Origin of the sequence: Bacillus sp. NPDC094077 (assembly GCF_050279465.1) — a bacterium.
GTDB lineage: Bacteria > Bacillota > Bacilli > Bacillales > Bacillaceae_G > Bacillus_A.
Window position 1 is genome coordinate 51,731 of sequence record NZ_JBNNUF010000004.1, and the last position, 14,678, is coordinate 66,408.

Consider the following 14,678-nt stretch of genomic DNA (forward strand, 5'->3'; position numbering starts at 1 on the left):
CATGAGCATCAGAGCTGAAGAAATTAGCGCACTGATAAAGCAACAAATCGAGAACTATCAGTCTGAAATCGAAGTTAGCGATGTTGGTACAGTTATCCAAGTTGGTGACGGTATCGCGCGTGCTCATGGTCTTGATAACGTTATGGCTGGTGAACTTGTAGAGTTCTCTAACGGCGTTATGGGACTAGCACAAAACTTAGAGGAAAACAACGTAGGTATTATTATTTTAGGACCTTACACAGAAATCCGTGAGGGTGACGAAGTTCGTCGTACTGGTCGCATCATGCAAGTACCAGTAGGAAAAGAACTAATCGGTCGTGTTGTAAACCCATTAGGTCAACCAGTTGATGGTTTAGGCCCAATCAATACAACAAACACTCGTCCAATCGAAAGTCCAGCACCAGGTGTAATGGATCGTAAATCTGTTCATGAGCCACTTCAAACAGGTATTAAAGCGATCGATGCTCTTGTACCAATTGGCCGTGGTCAACGTGAGTTAATCATCGGTGACCGTCAAACAGGTAAAACAGCAGTTGCACTTGATACAATTATCAACCAAAAAGATGAAGATATGATCTGTATCTATGTAGCTATCGGACAAAAAGAATCAACTGTACGTAACGTAGTAGAAACACTACGTAAGCACGGTGCATTAGAGTACACAATCGTTGTAACTGCATCAGCTTCTCAACCAGCTCCATTATTATACTTAGCTCCTTATGCTGGTGTAACAATGGGTGAAGAGTTCATGTACAATGGTAAACACGTATTAGTAGTATATGATGACCTATCAAAACAAGCAGCGGCTTACCGTGAGCTTTCATTACTATTACGTCGTCCTCCAGGTCGTGAAGCATATCCAGGGGATGTATTCTACTTACATTCTCGTTTATTAGAGCGTGCAGCAAAATTAAGTGATGCAAGAGGCGGCGGTTCTTTAACTGCACTACCTTTCATCGAAACACAAGCAGGGGACGTATCAGCTTACATCCCAACAAACGTAATCTCTATTACGGATGGACAAATCTTCTTACAATCTGACCTATTCTTCTCTGGCGTACGCCCAGCGATCGATGCGGGTACTTCTGTATCTCGTGTAGGTGGATCTGCTCAGATTAAAGCGATGAGTAAAGTATCAGGTACACTTCGTCTTGACCTTGCATCTTACCGTGAGTTAGAAGCGTTCGCTCAGTTCGGTTCTGACCTTGATAAAGCAACACAAGCGAAATTAAACCGTGGTGCTCGTACAGTTGAAGTATTAAAACAAGGATTACACAAACCGTTACGTGTAGAGAAACAAGTTATCATTCTTTACGCTTTAACACGTGGATTCCTAGATGATATCCCAGTAGGAGATATCACTCGTTTCGAAGAAGAATTCCATGCTTGGTTAGATTCGAATGCGACTGACTTATTAGAAGAAATCCGCACAACTAAGAAACTTGCGGATGACGACAAATTTGCAGCAGCAATTAACGGATTTAAAAAAGTATTCGTAGCTTCTGAATAATAAATAAAAGCTTCAGTGGCTCGTTCAGGCCGCTGGAGCTAGATTATATAAAAGGCATCTCAAGTTCTGAGATTGCTGGCGGTTATGTAAAGGAAAAGAGTAGGTGCACCTATTCTTTTCCTTCAATCATGAGCAAGAATATCTTGCAACGTAGATTAGAAAGAGGATTCTTACTAATCGTGCCAACTTCCGGAAAAAAGGTGGTGAAAACCTGTGGCATCTTTACGCGATATAAAAGCGAAGATTAACTCGACAAAGAAAACGAGTCAAATTACGAAAGCGATGGAGATGGTATCTGCATCTAAGTTAAACCGTGCAGAGCAAAATGCTAAATCTTTCGTTCCGTATATGGAAAAGATTCAAGAAGTAGTAGCGAGCATTGCGCAAGGAAGTAAAGGGATTAATCATCCAATGCTAAATGCGCGCCCTGTAAAGCGTACAGGATACATCGTTATTACATCTGATCGCGGACTAGCAGGTGGTTATAACAGTAACGTATTACGTACAGTAAGTAACGTAATTCGTGAACGTCATAATATGGATTCAAACCAATATTCAATTATTGTGCTTGGACGACTAGGACGTGATTATTTAAAACGTCGCGGCTTTAACATCATTGATGAAGTAGTTGGATTATCTGATCACCCATCATTTACTGATATTAAAGATCTTGCTTCTCGAGCAATTGCGATGTTCGCAGATGGTGCTTATGATGAGCTGTATATTTACTACAATCATTATGTAAGTAAAATTTCACAAGAAGTAACGGAAAATAAAATTTTACCGCTTACTGATGTGGCGTCTGACAAACCGACGACAGCTTATGAATTCGAACCTTCTGAAGAAGAAATTTTAAAAGTATTATTGCCGCAATACGCAGAAAGCTTAGTGTACGGTGCATTACTAGACGGTAAAGCAAGTGAGCACGCAGCGCGTATGACAGCAATGAAGAGTGCTACAGACAACGCAATGGAAGTTATCGATTCACTTACACTTTCATTTAACCGTGCGCGTCAAGCAGCGATTACGCAAGAGATTACGGAAATCGTTGGTGGAGCAGCAGCGTTAGAATAGTATTAAAAAGCGTAGGCGGCTCTTTCAGGAGAGTCGCGTAAGCTAAACTAATAAAAAATAAAAGCTGACTTCTTTTAGAAAGCTGGCTAATTAAAAGAAAGCTAGGAGGGAACCCGATGAATAAAGGGCGCGTTACGCAAATCATGGGTCCGGTTGTAGACGTTAAGTTTGATGGCGGAAAGCTACCAGAAATCTACAACGCCCTTACGGTAAAACAAAGCAACGAAAACGGAAGCATGAACTTAACATTTGAAGTTGCACTTCATTTAGGTGATGACACAGTTCGTACAGTTGCGATGTCTTCCACAGATGGACTTGTTCGTGGCACAGAAGTAGAAGATACTGGTAAACCAATTTCAGTTCCAGTTGGTGATGTAACACTTGGTCGTGTATTTAACGTATTAGGTGATGCAATTGACTTAGATGGTGAAGTTCCTGCGGATGTACACCGTGATCCAATTCACCGTCAAGCACCTGCATTCGAAGAATTATCTACTAAAGTAGAAATTCTTGAAACTGGTATTAAAGTAGTAGACTTACTTGCTCCTTACATTAAGGGTGGTAAGATCGGTCTATTCGGTGGTGCCGGCGTAGGTAAAACGGTATTAATTCAAGAATTAATTAACAACATCGCACAAGAACACGGTGGTATCTCTGTATTCGCTGGTGTAGGTGAGCGTACTCGTGAAGGTAACGACTTATACCACGAAATGAGCGATTCTGGCGTAATTAAGAAAACTGCGATGGTATTCGGACAAATGAACGAGCCACCTGGAGCACGTCAACGTGTTGCATTAACAGGTTTAACAATGGCTGAGCATTTCCGTGATGAGCAAGGACAAGACGTACTTCTGTTCATCGATAACATCTTCCGTTTCACGCAAGCAGGTTCTGAAGTATCTGCCCTTCTTGGTCGTATGCCATCTGCGGTAGGTTACCAACCAACACTTGCAACAGAAATGGGTCAATTACAAGAGCGTATTACATCTACAAATAAAGGGTCTATCACGTCTATCCAAGCGGTATATGTACCAGCCGATGACTATACTGACCCAGCACCAGCTACAACGTTCGCTCACTTAGATGCAACAACAAACTTAGAGCGTCGTTTAACACAAATGGGTATTTACCCAGCGGTAGATCCATTAGCATCTACATCTCGTGCACTTTCTCCAGAAATCGTAGGAGAAGAGCATTATGAAGTAGCTCGTCAAGTACAGCAAACTTTACAACGTTATAAAGAGCTTCAAGATATCATCGCTATCTTAGGTATGGATGAGTTATCTGAAGAAGATAAGTTAGTTGTACATCGTGCTCGTCGTATTCAATTCTTCTTATCTCAAAACTTCCACGTAGCTGAGCAGTTTACAGGTCAAAAAGGTTCTTACGTACCTGTAAAAAATACAGTTAGTGGTTTCAAAGAAATTCTAGAAGGAAAATATGATGACCTTCCAGAAGATGCATTCCGTCTTGTAGGTGGCATTGAAGAAGTTATTGAAAACGCGAAGAAAATGATGGCGTAAGGCCTTAGGAGGGACGAAGTATGAAGACATTTCCAGTCAGTATTGTAACTCCTGATGGACCGGTTTACGAAAAAGAAGTAGAAATGGTAAGCGTAAAAGCAGAGAGTGGGGAAATGGGGATCTTACCGGGTCACATTCCAACTGTTGCACCATTAAAAATTAGTGCAGTTCGTCTGAAAAATGGTGGACACACTGATTATGTAGCAGTAAGCGGTGGCTTTATCGAAGTTCGTCCAGATAAAGTGACTGTATTATCATCATCTGCTGAAGAAGCAAGCCATATCGATATCCATCGTGCAAATGAAGCGAAGCGTCGCGCTGAGCAACGTATGCAAGATAAACAAGCACATGTTGACTTTAAACGTGCAGAAATGGCACTACAACGTGCTGTGAACCGTTTAAACGTTTCCGATATGAAATAAAAAATCCGTAAAGGCTTTGCCTTTACGGATTTTTTTGTGTAGTTTATGGATAATTTTACAAAAATGGTATAATTATATTGGTGTTTGTATAAGTAGAAAGTGTACAACAATTTATATTTCATAAAGGGGATGAATCAATGATCGGTGAAATGAAAAGAGAAGCATTGCACTCTTTAAAGGGAAAATGGGGACTAGGTGTCGGATCAACGATTTTATATTTTATTTTAAGTTATGTTGTTTCAATGGCTGCAATGCTCATACTTTTAATTCCAGGACTAATTATATTTTTCTTAATTGTTAGCTTAACCGGGTCAATTGAAGAGGAAACGATGTCAATTGGAGCAGGGATTACGTTTGGAATTTTTTATTGCATCATGTTAATTTTGAGTAACGCATCGTATGGTATTACATCATACGGTTATACAAATGTATTTTTACAGATAAGTAAACGAGAAGGTGCTAAAGTAGATCACCTATTCGAAGGATTCCGTGGCTTTAAAAGAATGATGAAAACAATGTGGGCAATGCTTGCAATTTTGTTATATACAGGTACTTGGATTCCAATGTTGTTATTAGGTTTATTCGCATTTTTCGGTGAAGAAGGAAATGCGTCGTTTGCCATTGCTTTCTTCGTACTATTAGCTATTTCAATCGTTGGCATGATTGTGATGTATTTTTCTTATGCGATGACGTATTATGTGATGATTGAAAATCCGGAATATAGTGTGTCACAGGCAATGAAGGAAAGTAAGCATCTTATGAAAGGACATAAGTTAGATTTGTTTCTTTTATGGCTTAGCTTCATAGGATGGGGTATTTTAGCGATTCTTACCTTTGGAATAGGGTTTCTTTGGCTCAGTCCGTATATGAGTACAACGACAGCGCACTTTTATCGCTACATTTCAAAAGGTGAATTGCAGTAAGAACGTGCTATACTAATAGAATTATTGTATATAGGAGGCTAGGCAAAGTATGATTAGTGATTTAAAAGGAGAAGCACTAGATTCATTAGAAGGGAAATGGGGATTAGCTGTCGGGGCTACACTACTCATTTCAGTTCTTATCATGACTTTTAGTTTTAGTGTGGAGTGGGGATTTTCTTCAATTTTCGGTTGGCAAGAAACAAATCGTTCACTTTCAATAAATATTCTTACATTTTTCGTTACTGGACCGTTAACTTTAGGTGGGTATTATCTTGCTTTAAATATCCTTCGTGAAAAGCAAGATGGTATTGGTAATATATTTATTTGGTTTACAGAGGGAAAAAGATTTCTAAAATCGTTTTTATTATATTTATTAGTGAATCTTTATCTTTTCTTATGGACGTTACTATTTATTATTCCGGGCATTATTAAATCATTTTCTTATGCGATGACGTATTTTATTATAAACGATCATCCTGAGTATTCACTCAACCAAGCTATTACAGAAAGTCGTCGTATGATGGATGGACATAAAATGGAATATTTCTTTTTATGCTTAAGTTTTATTGGTTGGTTTATATTAAGTTGTATTACATTAGGGATTGGCTTCTTATGGTTGATTCCATATTTCTATACAACAGCTGCAGCTTTTTATGAAGAGATTGCAGAGGAATATTATGAGAAAAAAATTCCAACGCTATAAAGTGAAACTGTAATCAGTGGGAGGGTATCCATCCCCCACTGATTACTAGTTGAACCAATTGGGCTTTTACTGCCCGCAAATAGCCGGATAAAAAACACCCAGTGTGAACTATTGGTTCATGCTGGGTGTTTTTTGTAGAAATTTTATAAATTGATTACTAGTAAGTGGTTTGCTGAAATAGTAACCTTGCATATATTTGCAGTTGTTTTTTTGCAGAAATTTAAGTTGGTTTTCTGTTTCGATTCCTTCGGCAACGACTGAGAGATTTAAAGTGTTTGCAAGAGAAAGGATAGTGGAAACGATGGCTCGTTCTTCAGGTCGATGATCGGCTAGTTGTGTAAATTCTCTCGGTACTTTCAATGTATCGATAGGAAAAATTGATAAATAAGCGAGAGAAGAATAGCCAGTACCGAAGTCATCAATGGACGTTCGAATACCATATTCCTTTAATTGTTTCAGTCTCGATAATGTTTCTTTTTCATCAATCATCGCAATTCGTTCTGTTAACTCAAGTATTACATATTGTGGATCGATTTTCATGTCGCTTAGTATTTGTGAAATGTTTTCGATTAATTGCTCTTGCTGGAACTCTTTTGCTGATAAATTAACACTTATTTTTAAATTGTTGTAGCCAAAGGTATGCCATATTTTCAACTGGCGACAAGATTCTTGTAATACCCAATGTCCAAGTGGAACGACTTGTGGAGTTTCTTCTACAATTGGAACGAACTCATATGGTGGAATGTCGCCTAGTAGTGGGTGTTTCCAGCGTATTAATGCTTCGGCACCGATAATTTTATTTGTTGTCGTATCAATTTGTGGTTGATAGACGAGATAAAATTCTTTGTTTACTAAAGCGAGTGGCAAATCTTTTTCGATTCGGGCTTTTCGTTCCATTTTTTTATATAGTTCTTTTGTATAAAGTGAGCTACCATTTTTCCCTTTGTTTTTTGCTTCGTACATGGCCATATCAGCATGTTGCAAAATAGACAACGGATCTTTGCCTGCTTCAGGGTATATGGCAATCCCGATACTTGACGAGATTTGTAAATGTTGATTTTCAATTTCGAATGGTTCATTCATAGATACTACAATCATATCAGCTATTTTTTGTACATCTTTATCTTCTTTATAAGCTTCTATTAGAATTGTGAACTCATCCCCAGCTAATCGAGCAAGTTTCATATTGGGCGTCGATATTCGTTCGAGCCTTTTTGCTACAGCAATTAAAAGTAGGTCTCCTATTCGATGGCCGAGAGTATCGTTAATAACTTTAAATCGGTCTAAATCGAGAAACATAACAGCGAAAGGCCTCTTTGATGTTTTTGCTCGTATAATTGCTTTTTCCAATTGTTGATGAAACGAACGGCGATTTGCAAGCTCAGTTAAAGTATCATGATATGCTAGGAAATTAATTTGTTCTTGTTGTTGTTTGCTTTCCGTAATGTCTTTAATCATTAAATAGACCCCTGAAATATGATCTTTTAAAAAGATGGGAACAGCTGTAACATGCAAGTAGTAAATATCTCTGTTTTTGTGATACGCTCGTATTTCTAAAGAGATAGAATTCCCCTTTTTTACGCGATGAAAGGCGTTAATAATCTCTTCTAAATCTTCTTCGTATATGAGTGAGTAGTAAGGTTGATTTAATAATTCATTCGTTTGATAACCGAGTAAAGTAGTACCAGCGTTATTCACTTTAAGAAAATTACCATACAAATCTAATGTGAAAATTGGATCCGGGTGATGCTCGTATAAAGATTTGAACATTTGTTGGTTATGATAGAGTTCATTTTTTTGCTCTACTAAATCTTCTGTACGTAGTTCAATTTGTTTCTCGAGTTCCGAGTTGAATTGCATTTGTGCTACCAATAATATTTTATTTTGTTTTCGCACTAAACTATGGCGTATGAGAACGAAAGAGAAAGTTAACATAAGCCCAATTACTACAATGGGTGCAAAAACATATTCAACCAATATAAAAACAATAAGCATCATGACAGAAATATACGGTAATGATAATCGGATGAATTCCCCAAATTTAGGTGTTAGTAGTACTTGTTCTTGTTTTTCAGGTTCTTTTGTATGAAGAATACAGGCGATTGCTACTAGTACTAAGGTCACTTGATAGAGCGGAGTAACAGTAAACATAGAATACTCTGGTGTGAAGTATTTTATATAAGCATAAATTGCATCCGTAGTGGCATACAAAATTAAAGCACTACCAAGAAGCGCACCAACTTGTTTTGGTAATAAGGATAATGGTCTGAATAAAAGATTGATTCCTATTAAAAGAAAGAGTAAATCAGCCATTGGATAGATAAGCTGAACAAATGTGTCGATATAGGATGTTGTAAAAACGTGAATGGTTCGTTCAATAAGTAAGTAGTAACTTAAAGTAAATTGGGCTGTAACGATAATGCAAATATCACATATCATAAAAATCTTTTCTAATAAATCTCGGTTATAAATGATTTCGTATAGAAAGGCAAGTGCAAAGCTAATTAAAAAAAGTAAGTAAAAAAAGTCAGACGGATCAACGAACGTATAGTAGTCCTTTAAAATTAAACGTTGATAGGAAACGACTATATCACCGATGAAATAAGAAAGGGCTCCAACTGATAATATGATCCAAAATAAACGAGGTAGCCCTTTTTTTATATTTGAAAAATAAAGTATATAACTACAAGCGATAATATCAATTAATAAGGTACTCATTCCAATTAATATTTGAAATGGAAATGAGTATTCATATAGAAAAGGCATTGCTATGTAATGAATCGCAATAGATAACAATAAAATGCTTGTGAGAATACTTATATGTGTTTGTTTTTTCATTTATATCACCTACGGTATATATAAACTCCGCTTTGTATTTTTTATGATTGGTTGAAAAACATATATAATTTCTATACTTATTTTGCACAGGTATAGCGAGTTCTAAAAATAGATTTTAATAATTCTTGTTTCTGTTCCTAACATATCGACATAGGAATTTGAAGTTTGCTATAATGATTTAAATAGTTGTATTATTTAGAAAAATTTAAAAATAATAATTACTGCAACTAGGACATATTGTTTACTAAGTGAACTTGTTCTTAATTCAGGGGGGAGGGTTTCACAATGGCAAGTGTATATGAAAATAGTTATATGATCGTTTTGATTTTCTTGCTATTAGGCATATTGCTGCCGGTAGTGGCTCTTACATTAGGGAAATTGCTACGCCCAAACAAGCCGAGTGCAGCGAAGGCGACGACATATGAGAGTGGAATTGAGCCTTTTCATGATGCAAATATTCGGTTTCATGCTCGTTATTATATTTTCGCTTTATTGTTTGTCATCTTTGATGTAGAAACTTTATTTTTATATCCATGGGCTGTTGCATATGACAAGCTAGGTTTATTTGCATTAATTGAAATGCTCATTTTTGTTGTAATGTTGCTAGTTGGATTAGCGTATGCTTGGAAAAAGAAGGTGTTACAATGGTTATAAATTTTGAGGAATTACACCCAAACGAGCGGGCGGAATTAGAACGGAATATCTTTTTTTCTACATTAGAACAGTTGAAAGGATGGGCGCGGAGCAATTCTTTATGGCCGATGACATTCGGGCTAGCATGCTGTGCGATTGAAATGATGGGAGTGGGTTCATCGCATTACGACTTAGATCGATTTGGGTCATTTTTTCGGACGTCACCAAGGCAATCAGATGTCATGATTGTATCAGGAACGGTAACGAAGAAGATGGCTCCTATTGTTCGGCGCTTATATGACCAAATGCCGGAACCGAAGTGGGTTATTGCAATGGGATCTTGTGCAACAGCTGGTGGTCCATATGTGAATTCATACGCTGTCGTAAAAGGAGTAGATCAAATTGTACCAGTTGATGTGTATATTCCTGGTTGCCCACCAAACCCTGCTGCTTTAATTTATGGAATTAATAAGTTGAAAGAGAAAATTCGTTACGAGGCAAAGACGGGAAAGCAGGTGACGAATAAATGAGTGATCCAAATAAAGATTTAGAGGATTTGAAAAAAGAAGCAGCTAGGCGCGCGAAAGAAGAAGCGAGAAAACGTCTTGTAGCGAAACACGAGTCGGAAATAAGTGAACTTGAGGAAGAAAACGAAGAAAAAGAGAAAGCGCTACCAAAAAATAATGATATTACTGTGGAAGAAGCAAAACGACGTGCAGCAGCGGCGGCCAAAGCAAAAGCGGCGGCGTTAGCGAAGCAAAAGAGAGAAGGAACAGAAGAAATAACGGAAGAAGAAAAGGCGAAAGCGAAGGCAAAGGCAGCAGCGGCGTTAGCGAAGCAAAAGAGAGAAGGAACAGAAGAAATAACGGAAGAAGAAAAGGCGAAAGCGAAGGTAAAGGCAGCAGCGGCGGCCAAAGCAAAAGCAGCGGCGTTAGCGAAGCAAAAGAGAGAAGGAGCAGGAGAAATAACGGAAGAGGAGAAAGCGAAGGCCGTGGCAGCCGCAAAGGCAAAAGCGGCGGCAAGAGCGAAGCAGAAAGCCTCGCTAGGTGATGGGGATTCGGGAGATGAAAAGGAAAAGGCAATTGCAGCAGCAAAGGCGAAAGCAGCAGCGGTGGCAAGGGCGAAGGCAAAGGGTGCTGAAAGTAAGAAGGAAGGTGCGCCGAAGCAGGAAGAACCATCTATTAATCAGCCGTATTTAAATCAGTATGTTGAGGTTATTAGGAACAAAGTAGGAGAGGATGTATTAGTAGATTCCTATATTAATAAACTTTCAAAAGATGTACCGACTCTCGTGGTGGCTCCTTCAAAATATTATGAGACGATGGAGTTACTGCGATTCCATGAGGGACTTGCTTTTGATTATATGTCAGAGCTACATGCGACAGACTTTGTGACTCATATGGAAGTGTATGTTCATTTATTTTCATATGGAAAGAAACAGTCAGTAGCAGTGAAAGTAAAGCTGGACCGAGAAGCGCCGCAAGTGGAGTCGGTGACAGCGCTTTGGAAAGGGGCTGACTGGCCAGAGCGAGAAGCGTATGATTTGCTCGGCATTGTATTTAAGGGGCATCCGAATTTATCGCGTATTTTAATGCCTGATGATTGGGTAGGGCATCCGCTTAGGAAAGATTATGAACCGTATGATGTGGAGGTGTAGCTTATGATTCGTACGGAAGAAATGCTTTTGAATGTAGGGCCTCAGCACCCGAGTACACATGGTGTATTCAGGCTTGTTATTAAGATTGACGGGGAAATTATTAAAGAAGCTATACCGGTTATTGGGTATTTGCATCGCGGGACTGAAAAGATTGCTGAGAGCTTACAGTATACGCAAATTATCCCGTATACAGATCGAATGGACTATTTATCGGCAATGACGAATAATTACGTCATTTGCCATGCTGTAGAGACGATGATGGGGCTTGAAGTTCCGGAGCGTGCCGAATACTTGCGGGTACTTGCGATGGAGCTTGGAAGGATTGCGAGTCATCTCGTTTGGTGGGGGACGAATCTTCTGGATATAGGAGCGGTTAGTCCATTTTTGTACGCGTTTCGTGAACGAGAGATGATCATAAATTTATTAAATGAATTATGCGGTGCACGGCTTACTTTTAATTATATGAGAGTCGGCGGTGTGAAGTGGGATGCGCCGGATGGATGGATTGAAAAAGTGGAAGAGTTTGTTCCGTACATGAGAGAGCAATTGGCAGGTTACCACGACCTTGTTAGCGGTAATGAGATTTTCTTAAATCGTGTGAAAGGCGTTGGTATATATAGCGCGGAAGAAGCAATTTCGTATTCTTTAAGCGGAGCAAATTTGCGATGCACCGGAGTAAACTGGGATCTTCGCAAAGATGAGCCGTATTCGATTTATGATCGTTTTGATTTTGACGTTCCTGTTGGAAGCGTGGGGGATGCTTGGGATCGCTACGTTTGCCGAATGGAGGAAATTGAGGAGTCGTTAAAAATTGTAGAGCAAGCAGTCCAGCAGTTTCCAAAGGACGGAGCTGTGCTAGCGAAAGTGCCGAAAATTATTAAGGCGCCTAAAGGAGAAACGTTCGTCCGTATAGAGTCGCCGCGTGGAGAGATTGGTTGCTATATCGCTAGTGACGGAAAGAAAGAGCCATACCGTTTGAAATTCCGCAGGCCGTCTTTTTATAATTTGCAAATTTTACCAAAATTATTAAAAGGTGAAAACATCGCCAATTTAATTACGATTTTAGGTGGAGTTGATATTGTACTTGGGGAGGTTGATGGCTAATGATTGAGACGCTCTTACAATCACCTTCAAGCTGGACGAATTTTTTCATTTTTTTCGGATTAGCGGTGCTTCTATTATTTGCAGTCCTTGGCTTCGTTACATATGGCATTTTGGCAGAACGGAAAGTGATGGGATTTATGCAGGGGCGGATTGGACCAAACCAAGTTGGAGGACGGTTCGGTTTACTGCAAACGGTAGCTGATGTTTTGAAACTATTATTGAAAGAAGATAGTATTCCGAAAGCAGCGGATAAACCGTTATTTATATTAGCGCCTGTCATTGCATTCGCACCGGCATTTATGGTGCTTGCGGTTATCCCATTCACTGATAAATTTCAGTTCGCAGATATTGGAGTAGGGCTGCTCTATTATATTGCTGTTTCCGGCATTACGACGATTGGTGTTGTGACTGGGGGATGGGCATCGAATAATAAATACTCCCTTTTAGGAGGGATGCGCGCGGCGGCGCAAATGATTTCTTATGAAATTCCGCTTGTAATGAGTGTAATTGGCGTCGTTTTGTTAGCTGGTAGCCTGAATTTAAATGAGATTGTAGTGGCACAGGAGAAGGTATGGTATATTTTCGCGCAGCCAATCGGTTTCGTTGTTTTCTTAATTGCAGCAGTTGCAGAGTTAAATAGGACACCATTTGATTTGCCGGAAGCGGAGTCAGAACTTGTTTCTGGATATCATACGGAATACTCAGGGTTTCGCTGGGCGTTTTTCATGCTTTCAGAGTATGTATATTTCTTCGGGATGGCATCGTTAATTACAGTGCTCTTTTTAGGAGGATGGAATCCAGTTATGTTCCTTGGATTTATCCCAGGTGCTGTATGGTTTGCTTTGAAATTTAGCAGCGTAGTCTTTCTCTTAATTTGGTTCCGTGTCACGTTTCCGCGTATAAGGGGTGATCAGTTAATGGAGTTTGGCTGGAAGGTATTGTTGCCAATTGCACTTGCAAATATTTTCTTAACGGCATTGATTAAAGAGTTATTCTTCTAACCTATGAGAGGGGTGCCAGTAAGAGATGAAAGGACTATTTAAAGGATTAAAATATACATTAAGTAATTTGAGTAAGAAAAAGGTGACGTATGATTATCCGAATCAACCGTTGCCGTTGCCAGATCGTTTTCGGGGTATTCAAAAATTTTATCCGGAAAAATGTATTGTTTGTAATCAATGTTCCAACATTTGTCCGACGGATTGTATTCAGTTAACGGGAAAAAAACATCCTGATCCTACGAAAAAAGGAAAAATTATCGATACGTATGATATTAATTTTGAAATTTGTATTCTTTGCGATTTATGTACAGAAGTTTGCCCGACAGAAGCAATTGTTATGACAAATAACTTTGAACTCGCGGCGTACTCACGTGATGACTTATTTAAAAATTTGCAGTGGCTTGATGAAAACGACGAAAATGTCAGGAAGGAGAATAAGTCATGAATGGCGAGTTTGTAGCATTCTTTATACTATCCTTGTCTGCAATTATCGGCGGTGTTCTTATGTTGAACTTAACGAAAGTCATGCATATGATGCTAGCTCTTGTTCTAACATTTCTCAGCATTGCAGGTTTGTACTTTCTTTTATCAGCCGAGTTTATCGGTGTTGCACAAATTTTACTTTACTCTGGTGCGATCACAATTATTATGATTTTTGGCATTATGTTAACGAAACATAACGCGGAAAATGAATCGCGTCTTACTCTTCGAAAATGGATTATCTTCTTTGCAGTTGTAGCATTTGGGGCAGTTATGTATTTCGCTGTTAACAATATTGATTTTGCAAATGAAAGCACACAAGGAAGTTTACCTCTCCATGAAAAAAACACACTTCAAATCGGTACACTTCTCTATTCGAAATATATTATTCCATTTGAATTAACTTCAGTTATTTTACTTGTAGCACTTGTTGGCGCAATTATACTTGCGAAGAAGGATGAGAAAGAGGAGGATTCCAATGAGTAGCGTTCCCGCTTCTGCATATTTAACGCTTGCGATTATTTTGTTTTGCATTGGTCTATTTGGAGCTTTAACAAAGCGAAATACAGTAATCGTATTAGTTTGTATCGAATTAATGCTCAACGCTGCCAATTTAAACTTAGTGGCGTTTAGTAAATTAGGTTTATTCCCGAATTTAACAGGGCAAATTTTCTCGCTGTTTACGATGGCTGTAGCGGCAGCGGAAGCGGCGGTAGGACTCGCCATTTTGATTGCTTTGTACCGCAATCGCACGAAAGTTCATGTAGATGAAATGGATACGCTCAAGGGATAGCATTGTGACCGAAAAGG

General features: G+C 38.9%; 15 protein-coding genes. 14 read left to right on the forward strand and 1 reads right to left on the reverse strand.

The window, feature by feature from the left end; translation table 11 throughout:
• The first annotated feature begins 1 nt into the window (after position 1).
• The 6 genes from atpA (at position 2) to ACQKNR_RS12085 (ending at position 6,155) form a co-directional block, all read left to right on the forward strand.
• Positions 2-1,510 carry a F0F1 ATP synthase subunit alpha gene (gene atpA / locus ACQKNR_RS12060; RefSeq protein ID WP_427318071.1) on the forward strand — a complete coding sequence of 503 codons (1,509 nt, stop codon included), beginning with the start codon at positions 2-4 and terminating at the stop codon, positions 1,508-1,510.
• 213 nt (positions 1,511-1,723) lie between these two features.
• Positions 1,724-2,584, forward strand: coding sequence for a F0F1 ATP synthase subunit gamma (atpG, locus tag ACQKNR_RS12065; protein ID WP_000157696.1), 861 nt, complete (start codon positions 1,724-1,726; stop codon positions 2,582-2,584).
• A gap of 116 nt (positions 2,585-2,700) precedes the next feature.
• Positions 2,701-4,107 carry a F0F1 ATP synthase subunit beta gene (atpD, locus tag ACQKNR_RS12070; RefSeq protein WP_006925737.1) on the forward strand — a complete coding sequence of 469 codons (1,407 nt, stop codon included), beginning with the start codon at positions 2,701-2,703 and terminating at the stop codon, positions 4,105-4,107.
• 20 nt (positions 4,108-4,127) lie between these two features.
• Positions 4,128-4,529, forward strand: a complete 402-nt coding sequence (atpC, locus tag ACQKNR_RS12075) for a F0F1 ATP synthase subunit epsilon (protein WP_048528049.1) — start codon at positions 4,128-4,130, stop codon at positions 4,527-4,529.
• A gap of 137 nt (positions 4,530-4,666) precedes the next feature.
• Entirely contained in the window at positions 4,667-5,452 is a 786-nt protein-coding gene (locus ACQKNR_RS12080) for a DUF975 family protein (protein WP_427318073.1), read from the forward strand.
• A 49-nt stretch (positions 5,453-5,501) separates the two neighbouring features.
• Complete coding sequence (locus tag ACQKNR_RS12085; RefSeq protein WP_427318075.1) at positions 5,502-6,155, forward strand: DUF975 family protein; 654 nt, start codon at positions 5,502-5,504, stop codon at positions 6,153-6,155.
• A 108-nt stretch (positions 6,156-6,263) separates the two neighbouring features.
• Here ACQKNR_RS12085 and ACQKNR_RS12090 read toward each other — a convergent pair whose 3' ends face one another.
• Entirely contained in the window at positions 6,264-8,993 is a 2,730-nt protein-coding gene (locus ACQKNR_RS12090; RefSeq protein ID WP_427318077.1) for an EAL domain-containing protein, read from the reverse strand.
• Between the two features lie 285 nt (positions 8,994-9,278).
• Between ACQKNR_RS12090 and nuoA the strand changes: the two genes are divergently transcribed.
• From nuoA to nuoK, 8 genes are read left to right on the forward strand one after another with little or no spacing between them, the layout of a single operon-like run.
• A complete protein-coding gene (gene nuoA / locus ACQKNR_RS12095) occupies positions 9,279-9,647 on the forward strand; it encodes an NADH-quinone oxidoreductase subunit NuoA (protein ID WP_427318079.1) in 369 nt (122 codons plus the stop codon).
• Complete coding sequence (gene nuoB / locus ACQKNR_RS12100) at positions 9,638-10,156, forward strand: NADH-quinone oxidoreductase subunit NuoB (RefSeq protein WP_000236331.1); 519 nt, start codon at positions 9,638-9,640, stop codon at positions 10,154-10,156. Before nuoA ends, nuoB begins: the two co-directional genes overlap by 10 nt.
• The gene (locus ACQKNR_RS12105; protein ID WP_427318081.1) at positions 10,153-11,283 is read left to right on the forward strand and encodes an NADH-quinone oxidoreductase subunit C; all 1,131 of its coding nucleotides are present in this window, start codon (positions 10,153-10,155) and stop codon (positions 11,281-11,283) included. The genes nuoB and ACQKNR_RS12105 overlap by 4 nt, the downstream gene beginning before the upstream one ends.
• A gap of 3 nt (positions 11,284-11,286) precedes the next feature.
• Positions 11,287-12,387 carry an NADH-quinone oxidoreductase subunit NuoD gene (gene nuoD / locus ACQKNR_RS12110; protein ID WP_427318083.1) on the forward strand — a complete coding sequence of 367 codons (1,101 nt, stop codon included), beginning with the start codon at positions 11,287-11,289 and terminating at the stop codon, positions 12,385-12,387.
• Positions 12,387-13,388, forward strand: a complete 1,002-nt coding sequence (nuoH, locus tag ACQKNR_RS12115) for an NADH-quinone oxidoreductase subunit NuoH (protein ID WP_002174337.1) — start codon at positions 12,387-12,389, stop codon at positions 13,386-13,388. Before nuoD ends, nuoH begins: the two co-directional genes overlap by 1 nt.
• A gap of 25 nt (positions 13,389-13,413) precedes the next feature.
• On the forward strand, positions 13,414-13,833 hold the full coding sequence (gene nuoI / locus ACQKNR_RS12120) for an NADH-quinone oxidoreductase subunit NuoI (RefSeq protein WP_427318085.1): 420 nt from the start codon (positions 13,414-13,416) through the stop codon (positions 13,831-13,833).
• Positions 13,830-14,354 carry an NADH-quinone oxidoreductase subunit J gene (locus tag ACQKNR_RS12125; RefSeq protein ID WP_063222506.1) on the forward strand — a complete coding sequence of 175 codons (525 nt, stop codon included), beginning with the start codon at positions 13,830-13,832 and terminating at the stop codon, positions 14,352-14,354. Before nuoI ends, ACQKNR_RS12125 begins: the two co-directional genes overlap by 4 nt.
• Positions 14,347-14,661: an NADH-quinone oxidoreductase subunit NuoK gene (gene nuoK / locus ACQKNR_RS12130; protein ID WP_071736512.1), complete on the forward strand. Its 315-nt coding sequence runs from the start codon at positions 14,347-14,349 to the stop codon at positions 14,659-14,661. The genes ACQKNR_RS12125 and nuoK overlap by 8 nt, the downstream gene beginning before the upstream one ends.
• Positions 14,662-14,678: the final 17 nt, after the last annotated feature.